This window comes from Klebsiella sp. P1CD1 (assembly GCF_003790505.1).
GTDB lineage: Bacteria > Pseudomonadota > Gammaproteobacteria > Enterobacterales > Enterobacteriaceae > Klebsiella > Klebsiella variicola.
The window spans coordinates 5,056,982-5,081,900 of record NZ_CP033631.1 but is presented as its reverse complement, the minus strand read 5'-3'; the positions used below and the strand labels follow the sequence as shown (position 1 = coordinate 5,081,900).

At 47.4% G+C, this 24,919-nt stretch carries 17 protein-coding genes and 5 pseudogenes; 5 read left to right on the top strand and 17 right to left on the bottom strand.

What is annotated here, in order from left to right:
• Positions 1-2: 2 nt before the first annotated feature.
• From DTA24_RS25100 to DTA24_RS25050, 12 genes and pseudogenes are all read right to left on the bottom strand, one after another.
• On the bottom strand, positions 3-1,115 hold the full coding sequence (locus tag DTA24_RS25100; RefSeq protein ID WP_227540383.1) for a hypothetical protein: 1,113 nt from the start codon (positions 1,113-1,115) through the stop codon (positions 3-5).
• Positions 1,103-2,170 (bottom strand): hypothetical protein, encoded by a 1,068-nt coding sequence (locus DTA24_RS25095; RefSeq protein ID WP_123837113.1) that lies wholly within the window; start codon positions 2,168-2,170, stop codon positions 1,103-1,105. Before DTA24_RS25095 ends, DTA24_RS25100 begins: the two co-directional genes overlap by 13 nt.
• 646 nt (positions 2,171-2,816) lie before the next feature.
• Positions 2,817-3,383, bottom strand: a complete 567-nt coding sequence (locus tag DTA24_RS25090; RefSeq protein ID WP_123837112.1) for a phage polarity suppression protein — start codon at positions 3,381-3,383, stop codon at positions 2,817-2,819.
• Between the two features lie 17 nt (positions 3,384-3,400).
• Positions 3,401-3,646, bottom strand: a pseudogene (locus tag DTA24_RS25085) (ogr/Delta-like zinc finger family protein).
• Positions 3,643-3,780: pseudogene (locus DTA24_RS28670) on the bottom strand (glycoprotein 3); the annotation flags it as partial. The pseudogenes DTA24_RS25085 and DTA24_RS28670, both read right to left, overlap by 4 nt.
• Positions 3,767-3,874: pseudogene (locus DTA24_RS25080) on the bottom strand (capsid protein); the annotation flags it as partial. The pseudogenes DTA24_RS28670 and DTA24_RS25080, both read right to left, overlap by 14 nt.
• A 175-nt stretch (positions 3,875-4,049) precedes the next feature.
• The gene (locus DTA24_RS25075) at positions 4,050-4,355 is read right to left on the bottom strand and encodes a hypothetical protein (protein ID WP_043875888.1); all 306 of its coding nucleotides are present in this window, start codon (positions 4,353-4,355) and stop codon (positions 4,050-4,052) included.
• A 50-nt stretch (positions 4,356-4,405) separates the two neighbouring features.
• A complete protein-coding gene (locus DTA24_RS25070) occupies positions 4,406-5,734 on the bottom strand; it encodes an McrC family protein (RefSeq protein ID WP_123837111.1) in 1,329 nt (442 codons plus the stop codon).
• Positions 5,731-7,713, bottom strand: coding sequence for an AAA family ATPase (locus tag DTA24_RS25065; protein ID WP_043875886.1), 1,983 nt, complete (start codon positions 7,711-7,713; stop codon positions 5,731-5,733). The genes DTA24_RS25070 and DTA24_RS25065 overlap by 4 nt, the downstream gene beginning before the upstream one ends.
• A 29-nt stretch (positions 7,714-7,742) precedes the next feature.
• Complete coding sequence (locus DTA24_RS25060) at positions 7,743-10,991, bottom strand: type I restriction endonuclease subunit R (RefSeq protein WP_123837110.1); 3,249 nt, start codon at positions 10,989-10,991, stop codon at positions 7,743-7,745.
• On the bottom strand, positions 10,988-12,346 hold the full coding sequence (locus DTA24_RS25055; RefSeq protein WP_102781452.1) for a restriction endonuclease subunit S: 1,359 nt from the start codon (positions 12,344-12,346) through the stop codon (positions 10,988-10,990). The genes DTA24_RS25060 and DTA24_RS25055 overlap by 4 nt, the downstream gene beginning before the upstream one ends.
• Positions 12,346-14,706, bottom strand: coding sequence for a type I restriction-modification system subunit M (locus tag DTA24_RS25050; protein WP_164481353.1), 2,361 nt, complete (start codon positions 14,704-14,706; stop codon positions 12,346-12,348). Before DTA24_RS25050 ends, DTA24_RS25055 begins: the two co-directional genes overlap by 1 nt.
• 348 nt (positions 14,707-15,054) lie before the next feature.
• Here DTA24_RS25050 and DTA24_RS25045 point away from each other — a divergent pair.
• Positions 15,055-18,569, top strand: a pseudogene (locus DTA24_RS25045) (AAA domain-containing protein).
• Positions 18,570-18,760: 191 nt separating this feature from the next.
• On the opposite strand, the gene DTA24_RS25040 reads toward DTA24_RS25045, so the two are convergent.
• Genes DTA24_RS25040 through DTA24_RS25030 form a run of 3 tightly spaced genes read right to left on the bottom strand, consistent with a single transcriptional unit; the run spans position 18,761 to position 20,266 of the window.
• Positions 18,761-19,240: an Hcp family type VI secretion system effector gene (locus DTA24_RS25040; RefSeq protein WP_072045965.1), complete on the bottom strand. Its 480-nt coding sequence runs from the start codon at positions 19,238-19,240 to the stop codon at positions 18,761-18,763.
• 2 nt (positions 19,241-19,242) lie between these two features.
• Positions 19,243-19,590 (bottom strand): hypothetical protein, encoded by a 348-nt coding sequence (locus DTA24_RS25035; protein WP_008807090.1) that lies wholly within the window; start codon positions 19,588-19,590, stop codon positions 19,243-19,245.
• 1 nt (position 19,591) lies between these two features.
• Positions 19,592-20,266 carry a hypothetical protein gene (locus DTA24_RS25030; RefSeq protein WP_100631264.1) on the bottom strand — a complete coding sequence of 225 codons (675 nt, stop codon included), beginning with the start codon at positions 20,264-20,266 and terminating at the stop codon, positions 19,592-19,594.
• Between the two features lie 451 nt (positions 20,267-20,717).
• Between DTA24_RS25030 and DTA24_RS25025 the strand changes: the two genes are divergently transcribed.
• The 3 genes and pseudogenes from DTA24_RS25025 to DTA24_RS28665 all read left to right on the top strand — a co-directional run.
• Complete coding sequence (locus DTA24_RS25025; protein WP_123837108.1) at positions 20,718-21,095, top strand: DUF2778 domain-containing protein; 378 nt, start codon at positions 20,718-20,720, stop codon at positions 21,093-21,095.
• Positions 21,070-21,336 carry a hypothetical protein gene (locus DTA24_RS28940; RefSeq protein WP_123837107.1) on the top strand — a complete coding sequence of 89 codons (267 nt, stop codon included), beginning with the start codon at positions 21,070-21,072 and terminating at the stop codon, positions 21,334-21,336. Before DTA24_RS25025 ends, DTA24_RS28940 begins: the two co-directional genes overlap by 26 nt.
• Before the next feature lies 1 nt (position 21,337).
• A pseudogene (locus DTA24_RS28665) lies at positions 21,338-21,430 on the top strand (type VI secretion system tube protein Hcp); the annotation flags it as partial.
• Between the two features lie 20 nt (positions 21,431-21,450).
• On the opposite strand, the gene DTA24_RS25015 reads toward DTA24_RS28665, so the two are convergent.
• On the bottom strand, positions 21,451-22,320 hold the full coding sequence (locus DTA24_RS25015) for a phosphorothioated DNA-binding restriction endonuclease (RefSeq protein WP_123837106.1): 870 nt from the start codon (positions 22,318-22,320) through the stop codon (positions 21,451-21,453).
• Between the two features lie 179 nt (positions 22,321-22,499).
• Here DTA24_RS25015 and DTA24_RS25010 point away from each other — a divergent pair, with 179 nt between their 5' ends.
• On the top strand, positions 22,500-23,138 hold the full coding sequence (locus DTA24_RS25010; RefSeq protein WP_117133605.1) for an HNH endonuclease: 639 nt from the start codon (positions 22,500-22,502) through the stop codon (positions 23,136-23,138).
• A gap of 82 nt (positions 23,139-23,220) precedes the next feature.
• On the opposite strand, the gene DTA24_RS25005 is transcribed toward DTA24_RS25010, so the two are convergent.
• The gene (locus DTA24_RS25005) at positions 23,221-24,900 is read right to left on the bottom strand and encodes a glycoside hydrolase family 43 protein (RefSeq protein WP_123837105.1); all 1,680 of its coding nucleotides are present in this window, start codon (positions 24,898-24,900) and stop codon (positions 23,221-23,223) included.
• Between the last annotated feature and the right edge of the window lie 19 nt (positions 24,901-24,919).

The following is a 24,919-nucleotide window of genomic DNA, read 5'->3' as shown; positions in this document are numbered from 1 at the left end:
TGTTATTCCCCTTGTGCTTGTTTTTCTAAATCTATTATAATTGAATAAGCAGCACTTTCAATTAATTTAAGAAATTTACTTTCTTCTGATTTTGTTAGAGACACGAAATTTTTGTTATATTTTCCGAAGCCTTTGTACTTTTTTACGCTTTTAGCTGAATATGAAAAATCTTTAAATTCCTCTTGATTACTGAATTGTGCTTCGAATTCATAAATATCTGGGTCGGGGACATTCTCCTTTGCAGTCCATCTAATCTTCCAAATATAAAAGCCTCTTTCATAAAGTGAACTTAACTCTTCAGATTTTAAAACTCCCTCTCCCTTGAGTGATGCTCTACTTACATGCACTCCTGTCTCAGTATTTCCATCTTCTTCTTCCAGACGTTCAGGTTTGGGATGGTATACGTAAGCGTCTGTTACATCTTCTAAAATGAAGCCTTCTAGGTTTGTTATTAGCTTAGTGAAGAATGTTGTCCTCATATCAGGGTCAGTTAGATCTTCCATACTTATCTCTTTAATGCTTAACGGAGGGATTTCCTCTTCAATCCCATCTTCATTGTTATTTTTATGTATCTCTTTTTCTATACTGGCTAATAACTTGACTTCATAGTTTTCAACTTGTTCATTGTCTGGTCTTCTTATTACATAAGAGTTTTTCTGGCGTTCTATTTCTATTACGGCTTCTTTCTTGATTACTTGTTTGAAATCACTTCGGCCATAATTTGTAGATAGATATGTAATGCTTACATATATTTTTCCATTGCTCTTGTATACTTGGCAAAGATCACTTTCTTTCTCTATGCTAGATTTTAACTCATCAGCTGCAGCCAAGATAATATCATCGGTCATATCGGATTTTATTATTTTTGAGGTGGAGCGCTCCTTTCTATTTCCTCCGCCTAAATAAGAAGCTATTTTTTGGTGATCGTAATAATCATGATTGAATTTTGAAAAGTTTTTAGCCAAGTCCTTCCTGGGAGTTTTCTTTGATATAATGATACCCCTATCTAAGAATAGATCGCTCATTTCTCCCATGCTAATTTGGGATTGATTAAGAGCATCATAAAGAGCTTTGTCAGTAACACAATGTATATTCTTCATTTTTAATAGTCCCATGATATTTCTTGTGTTGAGTAAAATTCTTTCGCTACAGGCACTAAATGTAACTCTATTTTGAAGAGTTTTTGTTTTGCAGTGTCATCAAAGCCCCATTCGTGAGCATATTTTTCGAGCGCTCTATTAAAACTTGAACGGATGGAGTCACTTCTATCTTTTGATGCAACTCTTATTCTTATATTGTTTTCAAGGTTAAGTATTTGATAGCTTGAAAGTAAGTCTAATAAATACATGAATTCTAATTCACTTGCACCAGTCCGATTATAGTAAACAACATAACCATTAGGATATGTTTCGATTGATGTCTGTGAGTTGTAATCTATTCCAATTGCTTTATCATGCTTAATTATCAAGAATGGTGCGGTAAGTAATTCGATGGTCGCAGGTAGATAGATATCATTTACAAGTACTTTGTGATAAGTTAGCTGAGGATAGAAAAATCCATATCGCTGCCCTTGAGGAAACGTACCTTCAGCAATCATTTCATTCATGTCTGCAATTATTGACATTAGGTAGTTAATAGTTTTTGGTTCAATTATATGTATTTGCTGATTAGGCTGGATGCTGATTTTTTCCATATTAACTGATGCAGGCCTTCTTTTTGCCCCATCAGGTTTTTTAGGATTGAAATATTCATAAAAATTATGTGAAAAATCATTATCATGATTATATACAAATAGCATTCCTCTTATTTCATTGGCGCCAACTTCAGTATCGTATTTGCTTTTCCAGTCATCACTGTGTCGTGCGCAATCAATAGTATGCGCAAGAGATGATAAGGCCGCTTCAATTTTTGCAGGAGTTATAGAGCCTTTTTTATAACTTTTTAAATCGGTATTTAAATATATAATTTTATTTAGATAGGGATCTTTGTAGCTAAAGACAACATCAACAGGGTGTGTGTGACCTTGCTCCTTATTTACTGGTTTATGTTTCTCTTCTTTTTCGCATGAAAAATCCTGATCGCAAGGACCCACTTGTTTCCATAAAAATTTATCAAAGATTTTATTAGAAATTATTTTTGCCAATTCCTCAATCGGCCCGTTCTCTGCCATGTGCTTAGCTCCAAAGTTGAACCATCAATTGCACTATAAAACATAAGGCTTAGGCATACATGATGCAAGTATGTGCTTGTGACAGTGTGCGGTGGGACGGCGTAGTCTTCTATCTATCAATGGGTTTTATGTTGCCTCAGGTTAAAGGGAGAGAGGATTCGCTATGACCACCTAAATGAATATGTACTTTTTGTTAGCTCTGAATGCTCTCTCCTCCACGCCTGCCCGCGTAGTGGAGCGGCTTCAATAATTACATCTTAGAAACTGTAATTGGCTGATTTTCCGTGTTTCTCCATATGTTTCTTCCTCCCAAGATAAACCACCTCAGAACCTCGTCATGACCTCAAATTTCCTTACATTGCCCATAGTATCCCCGTGAACCCGCGCAGCGCAGCGACGCGCTCAGGCCGCCAAATTAAATATCATTAAATAAATACTTTACCGCTGGCGCGCGGTGCTTTCCCCGCCTCGCCTGCACGCTTCGTGGGTCGGTTTTCATGCAGGTGCATCGACAGTCTCAAACCGCGCCGGGACAGGGTTGCGAAGGGAGTTACGGGACGGAAGAACGCATGCAAAACCATGCACCCTGTGGATGCATGGCTTAATTCGGGAAAAATAGCGGTATTTTCGGGGATTTTTTGCGGGGCTATCTGCCGGCCAGTTCCGTGCGCCGACAGGCATAAATCAGGCTCTGTGCGGGGGTGTATTTTTCCTGATTATGCACCCGCGAAGCCGCGTCAGGCCTGAATCCGATGGCCGTTAAAATATCGCTGTCTTCTGCGGCATAATTAATTTCTTCACCGGTACTCAGCCACACGGACAGCGCTTCGCGCAGGTAATGCGCCGAACGGTCGAGCGCATGGCCGGTCAGGAGTGCGGGCTGCTGGCTGAGTCCCATCAGCTCCGGGGCAAGCGTGGCGGCGAGCTCTGTCCCGTGCGCCTGCATAAAGTCATTCAGCCGGTTGCGGATACTGATGCGCTGTACCGCTTCATGGGAGCGGATATAGCGCCCGGCGGCCTGATTAATCTCCCATTTTTTGACGTCCATAATGTCGCGCAGTTCCTGCATTCTGCCCGGAATACGGTCATCCCCGGCCAGCACCTGTTCCTGATATTCCTGCTCTGCGGCCGCGAGTTCGGCTTTACGGTTCACCCAGGCGGTTTTGTTATTCTGACAGGCCTCAAAGGCCTGCTGTAGCGTGAGGGTGGTCATGGTCAGTTCTCCCCTGATTAATGACGGTATGGCGAGCTGTAGCAGCCCTGCACTTTACGGGGTGCCGGGGTGTGACCGGCTCCGCGACAGGCGGCGTTTTCTCCGCCGGGGGCCAGATAACCATCGTCAATGGCTTCGATGGTGTGAAACGTCGCCGAGCACTCAATATTGGTGCACTGGTGATAGCGCTGTTTGACGTTCTCCGACAGATAGCGGGAGGTGCGGGCATGCGCCGACTTTTTGCAGAACGGACAGTGCATCATGGCAGCAGCCCCCGCGCTTTCAGGTCAGCCTCGCGCTGACGGATTTTCTCCTGCCAGACTTTAAGCTGGCCGGGCGTGCTGGCAGCGTCGAGGTCCATATGTGGAAGCGCGACGGCCGGGAATCCGGCCGGTGAACTCGTCAGCCAGCTCGCGACTGGCGATACGCCGGCTGTGCTCAGCTTTCATTTTAGGAGTGAGACTGCCGCGCAGGGTGCGGAAACGACTGCGCTAGCCATGCTCCGCCCTCCGCTAATAGACAACATCGTCCTGGGTTGGAGTCAAAACGCATCCCTGAGCTACTTAACAATAATGCGGTAAATTGGTGAGTTGAGGAAAGATAGGTCTGTGGTGGAGGGAATATTTGAGAAAGTTTCAATAAATAACCATCCATCGGTAAAGATGGCTATTTATTGCCAGGATTCAGCGAGTTTTTTAAAGTGATATATTTCATTGCAGCCAATAAATAGGAGGCTTTGAAAGTCACATCCTGGTAGTCTTTAGCTAACATGCTTCCATTTTCTTCAAACCGCTCAACAAATGCTGCGACTTCTTTGGGACCAATACGGCTGGTATTATCTTTTCCATTTCGAACAAACAGCTTTTGTTCTTCAACATACAGCGTAAAAGGTACATTTCTTGACTCAGTGTACAGTTCAACTGGTTGGGAAAAAGACTCCAACATTAAATGGTAAAAATCTCTATAAATCATAATGATTGCTTCCTTAGCTATAAGCTTTCAATAAATTACCGATTATTTGGTTAATCGCTATGAGCCGTTACAGCCTCTTCACAGGGAAAACAGTGGAAAGAAGTTTGCCACTCACCTTTCACTAATTTACCCGTTTCAAGATCAAAGGGCACACACCATAGAGACAAATTTTCATCGAAACGGAACACCGGCAGTGATGTGGCAAAGTACTGATGACGCGGATAAATGAGCATCATATTTCCTTTACCGCGAAGATACTTTTGTCCATAGGCGAACATTTGGTACAGGTCAGGCTGGCTGATTTCATACTTTCTCTGCCTATCATCAGCTCTGCTATCTAAAAGTTTCCATTTAGCATCCAGGACCACCGTCTGCCTGCCAGTGATAAGAAAGTCTGGTTTAAGCAAGAACCATCGTTGAGAAGACATTTCACCAACAGGTACATGCTCCAACAAGTACTGGCTCTTGGTTTGTTCTATGAGCCGGTGATCGTGATGCAATGCCCCAGCCAGACCGCATCCTACCCAGCCCTCATATAACTTCTCCATAGGAAATAACAAAGAGATTCCCTGATGCGATCCAAATTGAAAATCTGGATTCATCTGTTCAAGAATGAGCTGGCACCACGGTTTTATAGCGCGATATCCGAAGAGATATTTACCATCGCTCCATTGCCTCATTAGCTGTGTTGTACTGCCATAAATAGGCAATATGTCTTCCAGTTGATGGCTTAGAGAATTTGCCTGCCTCCAGCTCTGCCCTTGCCTGGCCATTTTAAGCGACCAATCCAAAGCCGTCCGTAGCAGACGGTTCTCGATGCGCTGAGGGGATAACTCGGCATAGAGCACATGAAAACGAGTGCCTCTGCCCGGAGGCATTCTCATTTGCGCAGTGACATTCAATTGACCGCGGATGAACGCACTATGTTCATCCTCATTGAGGTGATAATCGAAACGAAGTCCTTTGCGTACTAAATCAGCAAGATGCCGCAAAAACTCACTGATTATCCATTCATGTAGAGGCTGATCGCTACGTTGCAATGCAGCCTGATTTGCCTCACGAGGCGTAATCCCTAAAGAGGCGCTTAGCATTCTGCGTAAAAGTTGACGTAGAGGGACTACCTCAGCTGGAGCTTCAAGTGTGGTTTTAGGCAGAATTTCAATTGACTCGCCATTCGGGGATTGTAGATAACCAACATAGCTTCCCAAACGCAAAAAACGCTTCCCTTCCCGACTGAGAATTTGCGAAGAACCACGCCACTTGTGTTGCAATTGCTCAAGCCAGGAAAAGGTTGCCTCAGAAACTATTCCCAAATCCATACTGGCTGGTTGAGCGTTATCACAAGTCAGCAGAGCATATTCCCGGACCTGGATCATCATGCCACAATACCCTGATAAGCTTCTGCCGACGCGAAAGCATGTTCATTGATACGAAAGCGTCTGTCAGACAAACTATCCGCAATATCTTTCGGAAATAGTGCAGAAAGTGATGGTAGTTGTGCTGACTGCTGTAACAGAATAAAACGGTTTTCTTTCGCTTTTACCGAGTCATTAAGCACCCAACCGATACGCTCATAATCATCAAAGAAATACTCTCTCAGCAAGGGAATGATTTTGTCATGGAAGATGCTGGCCAGGCAGGCTTCGCGGTCGGCGTTATTGTCTAATTTCTTTAGTGGCATAAAGTAAGCATGACCAATCATATGCTCACTATCCAGTAGCGCTTCGATACGCTGATTAATACGCGTTAGCAACTGTGCGGCATCAACGCCATACGCAGTGATCCCAGCTAACAACTCCGGTCTTGCAGGCATTTCTGTAAAGCTAAAACGGCGCCTTAACGCCAGATCCATCTGAATTAATGATTTATCAGCAGTATTCATAGTGCCAATCACATAGACATTTTTAGGCACGGAAAACAGCTGCTTAGAATAAGGTAATACTAAAGTGCGGGCATCTTCGGCGCCCTGTCGTTTATCGGGTTCCAGCAGAGTAATTAGTTCACCAAAGATGCGGGCAATATTACCGCGATTTATTTCATCGATGATGAGAACGTGCGGCAATGCTTGATTATCAGTTGTTTCAACCGGAGCCAGTAGTTGAGACAGTTTTTCCCTGTCAATTGAGGTATCCCTCAACTCATATAATGTCATCTGTGAAAGTGCTTTTAAAAAAAGCTGTTCTTTCGGTAAGCTCGGAGAATAGGTTCGTAGCCAGTTGACCTTACGCATTTGATGATAGCCGACGCGTTCATCATTAGGTAAAAATTGATAATCGCCAGCGATCTCGGCAATGGCTCTAAATTTATGGTTGCCATCGGAAATAATAACTATATCACCATTTTGCATGATGTTTTTAAACATATTGACCGCAGTCAGCATGTATTCACTTCGCTCAACCAGACTATCACTTGCTTCATCGATGCGCAGTCGGATATCAGCAGCTGTCGTGCAGCCACTAAAATCAAGATTATCACCCCAACCTAATAGAATATAATTATTCACAAGGCACTCATCAAAAATATAATCTTCTCCGTCAAGCGTATTCCCGAGAGACATTTTCCAAATCCGTCTCCCATTCAAGGACAATGATTGGTTTGAACTACCACGTGTTTTAACTTCAGCATTCAGGCACAGCTGTTTAAAAATACCATCCACTACTTCGTAGCGAAGCGCACCCGATGTTTCATCAGTGGTCGCGCGGATCCCTTCGATAAAATCTTCATAGGAGAAGCTCTGGTGGAAGGTGGTAAACATAATGCGCTGCTTTTCTACTAACGACTTATAGCGTTCTTTTACCAACTCCCGTAAGTCATTGCCATGATGTTCGCGCGTAGCCTGTTGGTACCACGCATTATCGGCGATTTTTACCGCCATTTCGGTCGTAGAGTAGGTTTTACCTGTGCCGGGGGGCCCGAAGAGAATTTGGTTTAAGGGATACATTAATGATTGTTCCTTATTTTCGTTGTCTCTTATTAGTCCGGTTTGGGGAGTTATAGCTGGTTGGCCTCCCAGCAAAGTTACCAGCGCCTGTAACGCTTCAACTGACTCAACATCAGCCGCGAAACCATATTGGGATGTACCGTTATCTTTCGGATAACGGCGGTAGCTGGTGCTTTTTACTTTTTCCCAAAGGCAGTGGATACCCGAAATACGATCGATTTCCGCTTTTAAGGCCAGGGTTTCTGGTGCAAGAACCAATGGGCTCTTGTTAACCACACCGTCCTGACGGCGTTTGACATACAGATACTTTCCATTCCCGAGCGCATGCTCAGAAGCATAGCTTGGCTCGAATTTTCCAGACTCAAGACGATAACCCAATTCATTCAACGCCTGGTATATCTCGAGAGAATTCAGCATTTCCTACACCACTCCTTGATGAAAAAGCGTTAAGCCCCTTTCAACATATCAAACACAACCCGAGCAAAGCCCTTGGCCAGTTCAGGGTTAGAGAGATATTGCACCATCATCTCCTGCTGGGCCTCATTGCTGTCCATCACGGCATCATCAATGGCTTTCGGGAAATCGCCCAGCATTGCCTGCTCGCGTGTATTGTTAGCAATCTGGGTCATCACCGCCTGGTTTTCTGACAGCTTGTCGCGCACCGCGAAGGCATAGTTGATCATGTCTTTATCGGTGAGATTATCGGTGACAAACAGCTCATTCAGTCGAGCCAGGATATTCGACAGAAACTCTTCTTTCTTGTCCTTTGGCTTCGCGGTACCTACATCATTACCCGGTTTGATTTTGTATTCCGTCGCATCTTCCTGCAGCTTCAGGTGTTGCTCGTGGAGTTTTGACAAACGGTAATGGCTCATCTCCACGTTGCTTAAATCAACCTCATCTTCTTCGATACGTTGTTCATGCAGCAATGGGCGCAAGTGACGGGCAAACAGGCTCAGCTTTTCCAGGTCTTTGTCGTCGTAATCGACGATTTGCGACATAAACTCGTAAAAGCGGACAAAGCTACCGAGATCCTTCTTGAAGATATCCAGCTTACTTTTTTCTTTCTCGCAGTCCTTAAAGGTATTTTCCGCATTGGTGATCAGCACAACGTCGCCGGTCTTCTTCGTGCGTTCAAACATCTCTTTGGCTAGCACATAAGCATCAATCGCCGAGGTGTAGCGATGCTTCCAGCGCTCCACCGCAGGTTTGCAAATATTGCTAATAGCCGCGTTGGATTTATTTTTGCTGAAGAATGCCTCGCAGAACTGCTCCACTTCGTTCCACAGGAAAATGCCGCTGGTGCGCAGTTTTTCATAAAGTTCAAAGACCAACTGCGGATCGCTGACATCGGTCAGTTCCGCTGTCTGGTAGTACGGCTGGAAAGCCCCCAAAATCTCTTCAGGTTCGTTGTAGAAATCGAGCACAAAGGTGCCGGACTGCGCCTTCCCCGGATAGGTACGGTTTAGCCGCGACAGTGTCTGTACGCACTCCACGCCGCCCAGCTTTTTATCCACATACATAGCGCACAGCTTGGGCTGGTCAAAACCGGTCTGGAATTTGTTAGCCACCAGCATCACCTGGTAGTCGTCAGTATCAAACGCTTTACGCATATCCCGGCCCTTCAGTCCAGGGTTCATATTGATCTCGGTGAACTTCTGGTTAAGCAGCGCAAGGCTGTTGTGGTCATCTTCGTGGAATTCCACTTCCCCGGAGAACGCCACCATGGCGCTGATCTTGTCGTACTTTTGCTCGGCGATGTATTTATCGAACGCCAGCTTGTAGCGCAGCGCCGCTTTACGTGAACTGGTCACCACCATCGCTTTCGCCTGGCCAGCCAGCAAGTGCATCACATGCTTGCGGAAATGCTCAATAATCACCTTCACTTTCTGCGACACGTTATGATCGTGCAGCGAGACCCACTGGTTCAGTTTGATCTTCGCTTTCTTGCTGTCCACTTCCCGGTCAGGATCGTCCAGCTTTTGCAGCAGTTTGTACGCCACCTTGTAGTTGGTATAGTTCTTCAGCACATCAAGAATAAAGCCTTCTTCGATGGCCTGGCGCATGGAGTAAACGTGGAACGCTTCCGGTTTGTTCGTTTTCGATGCGGGTTCCTGCGGATTCGGGCGACGGCCAAACAGCTCCAGCGTTTTGGCTTTTGGCGTGGCGGTGAAGGCGTAATAGTTGAGGTTGTTGCTGCCTTTACGCGCGGCGACGGTGGCGTCCAGAATATCTTCTGAAGACATCTCCACATCGTCATCCGTTTCTTCGGTCATCAGCACTTCTTTCAGCTGACGCGCGGTAGAGCCGCTCTGCGAGGAGTGCGCTTCATCGGCGATCACCGCGTATTTGCGCTGCTTGAGGCTGACGCTGTTTTCAATCGCCTTCAGGACGAACGGGAAGGTCTGAATAGTGACGATGATAATCGGCTGCGAGTTTTCCAGCGCGCTGGCCAGTTTCTCCGATTTTGAACCGTCGCCTTCTTTGTTATTGATACGCCCGACCACGCCATCCTGATGTTCAAACTGATAGATGGTGTCCTGCAGCTGATCGTCCAGCACGGTACGGTCCGTCACCACAATCACCGAGTGGAACTGCTTTTCGCCATTCTCATCGTACAGGCGGGAAAGCTGATGGGCCGTCCATGCAATAGAGTTCGACTTGCCCGACCCGGCGCTGTGCTGGATCAGATATTTATTGCCGGTCCCTTCCACGGTGGCGGCGGTGATCAGTTTGTTCACCACGTCCCACTGGTGATAGCGCGGGAAAATCAGGCTCTCGCTTTTGTACTTCAGGCCAATGGCGTTTTCTTTTTCGACGATTTGCAGATGCACAAAACTGGCGAGAATTTTCAGCAGATTGTCCGGCAGCAGCACCTCATTCCACAGATAGCTGGTGGCGTAGTCATTGGCATCTTCCGGGATATCATTCCCCGCGCCGCCGTCATGGGTGCCTTTGTTAAACGGCAGGAAGAAGGTTTTATCGCCTTCGAGTTTGGTCGCCATAAACACTTCGTACTGGCTGACGGCAAAGTGCACCAGCGCGCCGCGTTTAAAGGTCAGCAGCGGCTCAGGTTTGTTGGTGCCAGGATCCTTCGGCAAACGCGTTTTCTTATATTGCGTAATGGCGTTTTGCACCGCCTGCTTAAATTCAGACTTCAGTTCCAGCGTCGCCACCGGCAGGCCATTGACGAACAGCACCAGGTCGATACGCCATTTCTTTGCCTTGCTACCCGTTTCTTCAAATGCAGCGTTCGACGCATGCGGGCTGTAAACCAGTTCCGGCACAATACGGCAGATATTCTGTTTGTAGCGTATCAGGGTTTCCGGATTGAGGTTATGTTCCGGCTTAAACTGGCACAGGGAAAAACGCGCGTTATGGCTTTTGATACCATGACGCAGCACGCCGAGCGTGCCGTAAGTGCGCGAAAGCATATCGGTAGCGTTGATATCCGCTTTTTTCAACTGAGCCACCAGCGCATCGAGGAAATGACGCTCGGTATCGGTAGGATAAATTTTGGCAAACTTCTCCCACTCCTGCGGCTGCGTGGTTTGCACAAAGGTCAGCGCATCCTGGAAATACAGCGCACGTTCGCGATCGTAGCCGTTATTTGTTCCACGAATCCAGCCTTTTGCCTCCATCTGAGCAATCATCTCATTCTGGAAGATAAGCTCTTTAGTGCTGTCCATGCTCATGCGGTGGCCTCCTGTGGCTCCTCAACGTCCTGCGTGTCAGGAGCAACCCAGTCGCGGACGTCAATTTTCCCGGTGACGGCGGCGGAGATCAGGGCGGTGCGGCGTTCTTGAAGTAATGCCTTAGCCTCTTCCTGTAGATGAATTAGGTCATCAATCTTGATTACTTTCTCGTTAATCTCTGAAATAATCGTTTTTTGCTGTGTTAATGATGGTAACGGAATCCATAACTTTTCAAAAAGATCGGTTCGTAAACATTTTGTTCCATGCGCAGAATTGTCAGTTAATTCCAATAAAATACGTTTTAGCCCACTCAAAACCAAATGTAGATAATCACAGGATATATTTTCATTAGGCACCAACGCTTTCATATCCTGGTTTATTGTCACTACTTTAGTGTTTATTGCTACTGGTACAGAGTGAGCCAATATCATACCTCGCACAACAATCAGAACAGAGCCTATAGGTATTTTTTTTGTTGAAGATTGCTTGACTGCATCTTCACTCACATGATCTTCAGCATCCGAAATATACTGAACTTTCATATCTTTTGGAGAAACCCATGGAATATTACCAACCCAAAAATTAGGATTGCTTTTTGATGGTGTTCCACCGCCATTTGAAGTGCACAAATGACGTATCTGTTTTAATTGCCAGTCTTCCGGCACTTTTCCCAACCACTCAACACCAGAATCTTTCATCGGTACATCAGGATTTAGCCCTTTGGTGACGGCATGGCTAATCACTGCCTGACGTTTTTCTTTCAGAAGTTCAATCAGTTGCTGTTGCTTCTCGATCAGGTTATCGATTTTTGCGGTTTCGTGATCCAAAAATTTAGCAACTTTCTTTGCTTCACTATGTGAAGGTGCAAGTAAAAATGAGTTTTTTATAAGCTCTTGGTTTAATATCTTTGCACCATAGATATTAGTTGATGCATTTTCAATAATAAATATCGGGAGTGCATAGTACAAATATGATAGAGGCAGTTGAGCTTGGTCCAAAAATGATGCGATAGCTTCATTTGTATAAAGATCACATCCTGCAAATGAAACTGCGCCAACCGATAGTTTAAAACTATACAGCAGAGAACCCCTAGGAGTGATATCCATTGACGCTTCTTTTGCAGCTTTATCAGAGATACATTTTGCTGTAGATGAAATAAATTTATCTTTTAAGTCAGAAATATTGACCCACAGATTATCACCAATGAAATTGGCATCATTCTTAGTTGGCGGGGTCCAACCAACCTGAAATGGGGCTAGATACTTTACTTTACTGATAGTCCAGCCCTTAGGAATAACTCCCAACCACTCAACTCCAGAATCCTTATACTCCGGATACGCCTTATACTTAGCCATCAGGAATGTACCTCCTGCAGCAGCTTCATAATCTCGGCGCTGACCGCGTCCAGATCGGCATCAATCTCTTCTAACGGGCGCGGTGGCTGATAGACGTAGAAATGGCGGTTAAACGGAATCTCATAACCGACAATCCCCACCTCGCCATCTTTCGCATCGCGCTTATCGGCGTTGATCCACGCGTCATTCACGTGCGGCAACACTTCGGCTTTGAAGTAGTTTTCAATCAGGTCGCTGGAGGACACTGCCGGGTTCAGTGGTACATTTTCGTTATCGCGCAGCTCACCGTCCTGTTCAAACTCCACAACTTTGCCTTTGTATTCAAATGCACCGTACAGCGGCTGAGCGGCTTCTTTCAGCACCTTCTTCACCACCGGCTCGGCATCCGGGTTTTTGGTGGTGATAGCATCGATAAACTGTTTGTTCTCTTTCGCATCCAGCTTTACGCCAGCCGTTTTAATGGCCCCTTTCAGAGTCAGCTGGAACTGGTTGAAGTCATTGCTCACCAGCGTTTTGCCACCCGCCTGCGCACCCAGAGCTGCCTGAATCTGCTGCGCTTTTTCCATTAAGGCGCGCTGTGCCAGCCACAGTTTGCAGTCGAGCAGGTCTTTGATCTGCTTCTCTTTCAGCTCGGCAAATTCAGCTTTGATGATGGCGCGCGCTTCGGCTTCCAGCTCGGAGAAATCACCATAGTTATCCGCCTGCCACTGGGACGCGAACTCTTCATACAGGCGTTCCATCGGCGCGTTAAACGGCTTCGGCGCAAAGCGCAGCGTCGCAATCGCCTCATCGGTCACCTGAGCGGATAAACGCAGCGGGCGTTCAATGGTCAGGCGGCGATAGCCAAAGTCGGTGCTGTTAAAGATTTTGCTGGCGAAGGTTTTCGGCGCTTCGGTTTTGGCGGTGGCAGGCTGACGGCCACGGTTAGATTTTTGCTCGGCGGCTTTTTCCAGCCCCAGTTCTTCCAGGGTTGTGACATTCACCACCTTAAAATCACCGAAGGTCTGCGTGATCAGCTTGATATCGTCTTCGCCCATCAGGTTACGCTTGGAACCCAGCGATTTACGCATTTTTCCGCACAGGTTGGTGCCATCAATCAGCTGTACTTTGCCTTTACGCTCAGGCGCTTTCTTGTTGGAGAGGATCCAGACGTAGGTGGCAATGCCGGTGTTGTAGAACATGTCCGTTGGTAGCGCGACGATACCTTCCAGCAAATCGGCTTCCAGAATGTAGCGACGGATTTCGCTCTCACCGCTGCCCGCACCACCGGTAAACAGTGGCGAACCGTTAAGGATAATCCCGATACGCCCGCCGTTGCTCACGGTACCATCCACATTGTGGCTGTCGCGCATTTTGCTGATCAGGTGCATCAGGAACAGCAGCGAGCCGTCGGAAACACGCGGCAGGCCCGGGCCAAAGCGGCCGTTAAAGCCTTTCTGCGTATGTTCGTCGTTAATCTCGCCCTCAATCTTCTTCCAGTCCACGCCAAACGGTGGGTTAGAGAGCATGTAGTCGAACTGGTCCTGCGGCAGCTGGTCGTTAGAGAGGGTGTTGCCCAGCTTAATACGGCTGACGTCCTGACCTTTGATCAGCATATCGGCTTTACAGATAGCGTAGGATTCCGGGTTCAGCTCCTGGCCAAAGGCGCGCATCACCGCGTTAGGGTTCAGTTCGTGCACATATTCCATGCCTGAAGAGAGGAAGCCGCCGGTCCCGGCCGTCGGGTCATAAATGGTGCGGATAATACCTGGCTGCGTCAGGGCTTCATCATCCTCCATAAACACCAGCGAAGTGGTCAGACGCACGATATCGCGTGGGGTGAAGTGCTCACCAGCTGTCTCGTTAGAACTTTCCGCGAAACGGCGGATAAGTTCTTCAAACACCAGGCCCATTTCATAGTTAGAAATTGCTTTTGGGCTGAGATCGGTGGTGGCGAATTTCTTCACCACTTTGAACAGCAGGTTGGCATCTTCAAGCAGGCCAACAAACTCACTGAATTTGAAGTGCTCGAAGATCTCACGGGCATCCGGGGAGAACGCCTGTACGTAGCTTTCCAGATTGGCTTTGATGTCGTTCTGCCCCATCTTGCCAAGATCCATCTTCGAGGTGTTGAAGAAGGAAAGCTCGCTGGCGCGTAGCAGAAACTTCTCTTTGGCATCTTCCGGCAGTGTGCTGGTTTTTAATTCATCATATTTCGCCACCACCGCATCTTTGGTTTCCGCCAACACACATTCAAGACGACGCAGCAGCGTGAAGGGCAGGATCACGCGCCCGTACTGAGACTGTTTGAAATCACCGCGCAGCAGATCGGCCACCGACCAGATAAACGCAGCCGTTTGAGAAAAGTTAGTGTTAGTCATGAAGCCCTCGGAAGAGATTGCGGCCATGGAGCAAAGTGCTCCGGCAAAAAATCGTTTTGGAACGTAGTACGCAAAATAATACCTGCTACAGGGACTATCGCAACCGGAAAGGGACAAAGAAATGACCAGTATCAGGAGTGCAATTCCTATCCTCATTTATTGCATTAGAGATATGACAAATAGCATATTAAAAATTGAGAATACCCGTTCAGTAGCCGTCGATATGTAAAGTGGCATGCCATGTTTAGCGATACAAACAATTCTTGCGATCCCCCTCGCATCGTGGACAATGTTTAACCATCATGAATTTATATGACAACATCAATTGTTTAAGCTACGGGATGGGGAATGGACAGTAATACTCAGGGATTCACTTCATATTGGCGTAATACCTTAGCAGATGCCGAGTCTGGAAAAGGGGCATTTGAGCGTAGAGAGGATGAATCATTTACGAAATGGACGAACGTCGATAGGGGGAGATTGGGTGAAGATATTGTGGAATTATTCTTCAATGGTGAAGACACCCAGGTCAAGACCGTCGAGGTGCTGTTACGGCCAGAGGTATGGATCCGCCTGTTAAAGCATGGCAAGGCGCGGACTGCTGGTGCTCCTGATATTGTTACACCTTTGGTCACCGCTGCGCTCCTCAACCGCGAAGGCTTTTTATTCCCTACATCGCCAGCCACCATTCCCCGTGACCTGCTCGAACCGCTCCCCAAAGGTACCTTTTCTATTGGTGAGATGGCGGAATATGACAAGTACAAAACCACGCATGATTCAATCACTTTTGATCCCGGTAATGAGGATGAGCTGCGTGAGGAGACTGATGAACAACGAGAGGGACGACATGCTCGTTATCAGCAGTGGTGGCAAAAGTATCTTAAAGATTCAGATGAACTTTTAAAGCATGTTGCTGGCAAATGGCTCGCATCACCTGAGCAATATGAAAAAACTGGATATGGCTACATTATTAAAGCCAACCAGCCTGGAGGGGCCAGCATCCATATCCTGCCTATGTACGATCATTTGCTGACGTGCAAAAAAGAGGTGCCATTGCTGGCGCGCTTTGCCTCGAAAGAGAAGCCTCCTGTTGAGCCGCTCCTCGCCAGTAATGCCATGTTTAGTGAGCGTCTGGGACACTCCGGTGATAAGTTTCCGCTGGCTGTCGCGCAGCGCGATGCCCTGAGCCATTACCTCACTCAACAGCCCGGCGATATTCTTGCCGTAAATGGTCCTCCGGGTACCGGGAAAACTACTCTGGTTCTCTCCATCATCGCTACTGAGTGGGCGAGAGCAGCTTTAAACAAAACTGAACCACCGGTGGTGGTTGCGACATCAACCAATAATCAGGCCGTTACCAACATTATCGAGGCCTTCGGCAAAGATTTTTCTATCGGTACCGGGCCTATGGCCGGGCGTTGGTTACCAGATGTAAAAAGCTTTGGCGCTTACTTCCCGTCTTCGGGACGAAGAGCCGAGGCGGTAAAAAAATACCAGACGGAAGCCTTTTTTAACGGTGTTGAATCCCTTGAATATGTTGAAGATGCCCGGTGCTTCTTCCTTGAAAAGGCAAGGGCAGCTTTTCCGAATGAGGAATGTCATTCACCTGAACAGGTTGTGGATCTCCTGCATCAGCGTTTGGTTGAACTCTCTGCAGAGCTTGAGCAAATCGAGCCTGCATGGGATGACCTGAACGCAATCCGTCAGGAGCGGCATGCCGTCAGTGACGATCTCGAACAGTATATTCAGGATAAGAGAACGTTACTGCTTAATAGCACAAATGAAATCTCGCTATTAACGCAGGGCAAAAAACAGTGGGAACAATATCGAGCCGGAGAGTCGATCATGTTCACTCTCTTCTCCTGGCTTCCCGCCGTTCGTACTAAGCGTCACTATCAAATGAAGCTGTTTTTGGACGCTACGTTTGGCGAAAGAATGACAGCATTCCAGGGATCTCAGCCTGATGGAATTGATGCCTTTATCGATGGATTGATTGAGCAAGCTCATAAAGAACAGGCCGGGTACCAACAGCAAATTGATCATGCTGAGGACATTTCCCGACGTGAAAGTGAAGCCGTCATCCGTTGGTGCGAGATAACCCATTCGCTGGGTTATGCAGGCGAGAGGGAGCTGAATCTGAGCGAAGCCGATGAGCTTGCCGATACACAGCTCCGTTTCCCGGCGTTTTTGCTGGCGACGCATTACTGGGAAGGTCGGTGGCTGATGGATATGGCGAATATCGATAACCTTCAAGAAGAAAAAGGTCGCAAAGGGGCGAAGACTATTAAAGCCCGCTGGCTGCGAAGAATGAAGCTCACCCCTTGTGTCGTCATGACCTCCTTTATGCTTCCTCATCATATGCTTATCAGAGAACATGTTAGCGGTAAGAAGTATGATAATGGTTATTTATATAACTTCGCCGATTTGTTGATCGTCGATGAAGCGGGGCAGGTGCTTCCTGAGGTTGCTGCAGCTTCTTTCGCACTGGCGAAGAAAGCTCTGGTAATTGGCGACACAGAACAGATTGCGCCTATCTGGAACAGCCTGCCTTGTATTGATATTGGCAATATGGTTGAGGAGCATATCCTTCCAGAAGGTTCTCAGGAAGAACTTACTGAAGCTTATGCTTTGGTGTGTGAATCAGGAAAGAGCGCTGCATCCGGCAGCGTTATGAAGATTGCGCGTTTAACTCGCGCTACCAGTACGATCCGGATCTGGCGCGGGGGATGTATCTGTACGAACACCGTCGCTGCTTCGATAACATCATTGTCTACTGTAACACCCTTAGTTATCACGGTAAGTTGCAGCCCAAACGAGGGGAAGAAAAAGGGACAATATTCCCTGCAATGGGCTATCTGCATATAGATGGTAAAGGTATGCAGGCCAATGGTGGAAGTCGTTATAACGACTTTGAAGCGAGGACGATTGCTGCATGGCTTGCAGCGCACAAAGAAGAGATTGAGCATCACTACAGTAAACCGTTACATGAATTAGTCGGCATTGTGACACCATTTTCGGCGCAGGTCAGTGCGATTAAATCGTCATTACTTAAGCTGGATATCAATTGTAGTGGCGATGAAAATTCGCTGACAGTGGGGACTGTTCATTCATTGCAGGGGGCGGAACGGGCAATTGTGCTGTTCTCTCCTGTGTATTCGAAGCATGAAGATGGCGGATTTATTGATAGAGACAGCAGCATGCTGAACGTTGCCGTTTCACGTGCTAAAGATAGCTTTTTGGTCTTTGGCGATATGGATCTGTTTGAGATTCAGCCCGCTTCCTCGCCGAGAGGGTTGCTTTCAAAATACCTGTTTGCATCCGATAATAATGCACTGCAGTTTGAGTATAAAGAACGCCAGGACCTTAATACAGCGCAAACACAGATCTCTACCTTGCACGGTGTTGAGCAGCATGATGTTTTCCTGAATCAGACTTTTGATGCTATTGGTAAAAGTATTACTATTGTTTCCCCTTGGCTGACCTGGGAAAAATTGGAACAAACCGGTTTTCTGACATCAATGATCCAGGCTCGTGCTCGTGGTATCGACATTACTGTTGTGACGGATAAAAGCTTTAATACCCAAGACGTCAGTTATGAAAAGCGCAAAGCAAAACAGCAACGCCTTAATGATGCAGTGGAAAAACTAAATGCGCTGGGCATTGTGACTATGCTGGTTAACCGTGTTCACAGTAAAATCGTGATTGGTGATGAAGGGCTGCTGTGCATAGGGTCGTTCAACTGGTTTAGCGCTACGCGTGATGAGAAGTACAAACGATACGATACGTCGATGGTATACCGTGGCGAAAGCTTACAAGCGGAAATTAGAGCGATTTATTCCAGCCTGGAGCAGCGGAAGTTATAGGGGCTTATCGCAATGCAGGTATCGAATGGGCTGAATTAATTCAGTTCTACTCAAGGAGGTATAGGCTTAAGATGCTATGCCTCCAAACCATGCGGTTGCATTTGGATGGTTTGTTTGGCGATGGTGGTTTAAATAATCAGTTGAACTTAGAAAAGGCCACTCTTTTGAATGGCCTTTAGTCTAAGGGGAGTTTATGCTGTTGCCCGATGATTCCAGGAATCTTTGTAAATGATATTCCCATCGCAATGTTTCCAGGTGATGGCCTCATACCTTAACTGAATCGTTTCGCTATGTGTGCCTGTACCAGAATCAGGAAATAAGTTGGGGGTAATTCCAGTTACTTTTACATTCTCTAATAATATATTAAAATATTCGCTTTCAACACCTGCATCAAGGATCTGATACATCTTTATGGTTGCCGATTTTAATGTTTGGTTCTCACTCAGCGCTTTGTATAAAAGGGGCGTTGTTTTATCAAAATATTTCTGTACCGTAATAGGCGTATGTACTCTGGTTCCTGTTAATCTCCCGGTGTTTCCATCCACAGGAATGGATAGGTGGTGCGTTACCGCTTTTAATTCAATAGCGCCAATACGCCCTGTAACGAGAGAACTACCCGTTATAGGGGAGCCGTTTGTATCGGTTAGCCAAAGATATGCTGGATTTGACATGATTATTCCTTATCTCTATTTATAAATGAAGGTAAACAAAACATTATAATGACCCATAAAAACAGACCAATAATCTTAACCGGCCACGGGTCAAGTAAGGCTATGCAAACAATAGCGCCTATAATTAGTAGCGGACCTGATAGTAAATTAAAAACACCGCTTATCACACCTATTTTTGTTCCCAGCAATCTATTCAACGCAATGGCGATGATGTAAGCGCTGCCGATTGTAATCGTTACTGCAATTATTTTATTCTGCCAGTTATTAAACTCAGCCAGGCAAATAAAGCATGTGGTAATAATATAGGTGCAGAGAACTATGTCGACGAGTGGCGTGATAGTTTTTTTCATATCACCCAGCCTTAGCATTCGTATTTAAATGATCTTCAACTCTTTTCATAATCTTGTCGAATACGGGGTTGCCCTCGGTGTTTCCTGCATGGATGGCATCAACAAAAGGTTGTACCGCATCGGCAAATAAGAAATAAAGAAGATCATAATCGCGGGGTCTTAATAACGAGTATACCTCGGGCGCTTCATTCCTGAGTTTATCAGAGGTCCTGATGGATCGCTCTGCCATTCCACCAAACAAGAGGATAGTACTTAAAAAGTCTATTGGATTCCCTTTCCCCTTAAATACTACATAAGTAAATGACGTTTTTTCTATAACGGCTTTAGCGATGTTCGATGCGATAATATTCGTAGAGATTCTACCCACGATAGAGGTAACTACACTTCTGTATATTCTATCTTGTTCTGATTCGGATAGATATTTATTAAATAACTGAAAGATTAATTTAACTGCATTAACTATATTTTCATAGTTAAGAATGTCATGTCTTATCGCGGTCATCATACGGATTCTTTCTGTTTCACGTTCATATCTTGTATCCGTATCAAAGATACCGTAAATCAGATAACCATAATCTAAAGGAACAGATAACCCACCATTGATAAGCCCTGTAACTGTATCAGGCGAGATAATGATGTTATATAACTTCCGCGCTATCCCTTCTATGTCTGCCATATAGCTATCCTATGTTTAAATAAATGACTGAAGATGTACATCATTTTTGCAAGAAATAATCGATGGTAATTTACAAGAGAATAAATAACTTGATAAGTGTTACCATAACCTAATTGTTACAAATTGTATTGTAAAATGGTTTTAAACCATTGATTTAAATAAAGTGTAAAACATCATTGTGTATCAGTTTACGGTGAATTACTATGATGAATGTTTTTGGTTTGAGATGTATTAATTCAATAAATAATAAAATCAATATAAGTATTCTATTCGTGATTGGATACGAAGAAATAGGGATGTTAAAATTATTAGTTTATATGTATTTGTGCGGACTTGTTCATGGCAGTATCAGGTTTATGACTCATGAACAGGCGGTTTATGTGAACACATCGACAGCCTCATGTTGTGCCGTTGCTATCCTTCACGAGCAAACATTGACGGATTCACCAGAGTGATATCCGCTTCCGGCGTGAGAGCGGGGGTTATAGCCAAGTGTTTTAAAATAAATAAAAGCAGGGCTAACACCAATCGTTTCATTACGTCCTGCCGCGAACTACGGCGAGGGAATAGCGATTGGTTTGCGTTATGGCGTGACGACCGCGGAATTGACGATGAGACTTGGGTAGAGGGTGTGAAACGTGGTAACTTCCGTTTGCATCCGGGTACGGTGTCCGAGGGTTGTATTATTATCGCCCATAATTCTGATTTTGCCATGATCCGGAATGCGCTTATGAATACATCGTTAGTACAGGTTCCCTGCATGCGTTCCCTGATGGCTCGCGGTTGGGTGGAGGTTGTTGCCAGTGACTCTAACAACGTTTGCCCGTAAAATCAGTAAGATTATTTATTTCATATTGCTGTTTTTGGTTCTGGGACGTGCACTTCCAAGGCCGGAAATCTATCTTGATTATGATATCGCAAGGGATATTTGCCACTTCTTGTTCGGGAGTGTGAACGCCGATACGATGTATGACACTTTCTTTTATATATCGCTAATAATAGTGATATGCCTTTCAACTGTACTCTACATTATTACATTGCAGTTAATTTCAACGATGAGGAGCAAATGAGATGCTAATTCCTCCGTATATGTGGCTTAAAGACGATGGTGGCGCAGACATGAAAGGAGCTGTTGATGTTCAGGAGCGAGAAGGCAGCATCGAAACCCGCTTATCACCATCCCCTCACCCCCTGAACACCTCCCGCCGGTGCCATGCCACAAACCCTTCCTGCGGATAGCATGCTTTCCCCTGCGGTAAGGTAATCGGCTTACCATCAAAATCCCAGAACAGCCTGCCAACGATGCCTCCGCCGTTCACCGCTGGCGAAACCTGGATGCGCATATCCTCATCCAGACCAATGGAGCCTTTATCAAAAGCCTTATGGTGAATCGCGCAGAGCGCCAGGCCGTTAGGGATTTCGCAGGGGCCGCCGTGTTGCTTCCATTTAATATGGGCCGCTTCCAGGGCGACGGAGGTATTATCATGGCGCATATTGAAGCCGCAGATCGCGCACTCATAGTTATAGGCGCGCAGCACCTGCTGGCGAAAATGCGGGTCGCGCTCTTTACGGATCTGCAGCAGATCAAACCCCATCTCTTCTGCCAGTTCTTCCTGAATACTTTCCGGGAAATGCGCTTCGAGGATCTGATGGGCGAGGGTATTGATCAGCTTCTTATTTCTGTTGAGTAGTGCAAAATGCGGCTCATCGAAGCCGCCGGCGACCTGACAGAGCTCCAGCTCTTTGCCGGGCGGCTGTCGGCTGCCCTGGGTTGAACACTGTTCGCTGTTGTGCAGCTCCCAGAAGCCGTCGCCTTTCAGGCGCCAAAAGGGCATGTCCGGCCGGTACTGGCGGCGCTGCGGGCCAAAGCGTTCCAGCAGGCTATGCAGCTCATCGCGTATCTCTGAGGTGTAGTCGAACATCCGCGCATGGCCGCGCTGGTACTGTGAGAGGACGTACAGCAGCAGCAGTGGCTTATGCGGTGCACGCTGTTCGCCTTTGCGCCAGATGGTGATGTTCTCGATTGCGTGTTGCAGGGTCGTGCTGGAGGGCATAGCGTTACATTGGCAGCTAAATAAATGCGATGATGCTCGCAAAATCCTTGCCGATCAACCCACCAGATGCGGCGGTTCTACGTGGATCGCTTTTTAACTATCACTGCTAGTTATTTGTTCGAAAAGCCCATAGCTTTCTATTTATACTCAAGCTTCGCGCCATCAGATAGCTATGTCTTATGAAAAAACTACCGGACCATTTATCCAGGGAATGCATCATCACCGCCATTCGCGCTTACGATGCAGGCGTTGCGCATCAGTTTAAAAGCGCGCGTCTGTATGAGATCGAATTTGAGGGGCGTCGGTATCCTTCAAAAGCCATCGTCGGGTTAGCGGCCACGTTTGCGACGGGGACGGAATTTACCCCGGCGGATTTCAGCGGGGGGATTAAATCCAAATGCGTGCGTCTGTTACTGGAGCAAGGATTTACGATCGTGTCGCAGGGCGCTGGCGATGACGAGGTTGCGCTTTTCCCCGATGAGGGACAGACGACCATGGAGTACGTGGAAGGGGCGGCGATGCAGGTGGTGGTCAATCGCTATGAGCGCGACCGTCAGGCTCGTCAGGCGGCGCTTCGCCTGCACGGCTGCCAGTGTCAGGTATGCGGTCTGGATATGGCCAGCCGCTATGGCGATATCGGCCAGGGCTTTATCCATATCCACCATCTCATTCCGCTGTCCGGGATAAAGCAGGACTACCGTCTGAACCCAGAAACCGATCTGATCCCGGTATGTCCCAACTGCCATGCAATGCTGCACCGGCGAGATCCGCCGTTTACCCCAGAAGAGCTGAAGGCCCGGCTGCGCCCCGCAGACTGACATCCGACAGCGCTCGCTTTAATTACATCAAACACACCACAAAACCCACGCTACCTCACCGGTAGCGTGGGCCCGCTCTCTCTTACTTATCCCGCGTCTCGCCAGCCTCCCAGCTGTAGCTCCCATCGGCCGCTAACCTATCGCCCAGCTCCTGATACTCGAACTGATAAAACTCAGCCTGGGTACCGTACCCGGCGTAGTCTACCGCCGCCAGGCCGACGAACGCCCCGGTAAAGAACCCGCCGTAGCTCTGCAATACATAGTCATCGGACAGTACCGCGGCATCCAGCTGGACCGGGATCTCGGTGAAGGTCACGCCATCGAAGCTGTATTCATAGCTGTAGGTCTGCTTGCGGACCTTAGTCCGGAACCAGACGTATTCGACGCCGTCTGGCACCTTGATGGCGTTATCTTTCAGGTACGACGTGTATTTCCCGCGGTTATTTTCGCCGACTTCGATGACCTTGCCGTTAATTTCATTCCAGGTCAGGAAGACAAAGCTCCAGTGGCGGTCGTTATAGTAATTCGTTAATCCGGCCATCTGCTGGTAGCTGAAGGGCTCGAATTTCACCTTCACCGCGGCGTCAAAATAGAAGGCCTGCCAGCGGCGGGCAATCAGCGACAGGTCATGCGTATTGGCTAACGAACCCTGGCCGATTAAGGTTAATTTGCCGTCGCCGGTGGTGCCCATTTTGGCCGTAAACGGCACCCGCAGGGTATTCCAGTTCGGGTCGGGCGCTGGCGAGGTAAAGTCATCCTGCTGGCTATTATCGCCGGCGCTTTCGGTGAAGATGGCGTCTTTCGGCCCTTCGACGAAGGTTTTCCCGCCGTGACCGCCTTCAATACGCGGCCAGCCCTCATCGTCCCAGTACACTTTCTGGATCGAGGTTTCCCGGCCGAGGGTTGACCAGCCGCGCGGGTCGTAGATGGATTCCCCCGGGCGATTCCACGGCCGGGCGCAGAGCGAAGCGTAATACCATTCGCCTTCCGGAGTGGAGACCAGCGCGCCATGGCCCTGTTTCTGGATGTAGCTGTCCGGCGTGTCGACGTTGGTTAAGAACACGTCGCCCGGTTCGGTTTCGAAGCTGTCGGCCTCGAGGGTTTTCGACCGCGCCACCACTTCCTGGTGGGTAAACACGGTGCCGCCCTGGGCGGCAAACAGATAGTAGTAGCCGTTCAGTTTATAGAGGTGCGGCCCCTCGACCAGCGCCACGGCGGTGCCGCGGTAAATGGTGCGCGCGGTTTCCGGCATTAACTTCAGCGTGTTGGTATCCAGCTCCGTTAAGGTAATGCCATCGAAGGGGTGATGGTACTCCCGGTGATCCCAGGTTTGCTGGACGATATATTTCCGGCCATCGTCGTCATGGAACAGCGAGGCGTCAAACCCGACGCCGTTCAGCTTGATCGGGTCGCTCCACGGGCCCCGAATATCCTTCGCGGTGGTCAGATAGTTGGTCATGTCTTTAAAGGCGCCTTCGGTGACCTTCACATCGGTATACACCAACCAGAATTGCCCATCGGCCCAGGAGAGCGCCGGCGCCCAAATGCCGCCGGAGGAGGGGTTGCCCTTCATATCCAGCAGGGTGGTGGTGGAGAGCGGCGAAGGCAGCAGGTTCCAGTTTTTCAGGTCTTTCGACTCATGTAAACGCACGCCCGGGAACCACTCAAACGTCGAGTTGGCAATATAGTACGTATCCTCGACGCGAATAATACTGGGGTCGGCATTAAAGCCGCGTAATATCGGGTTTTGAATAAGTGACATTTCATTACACCTTTTAAAA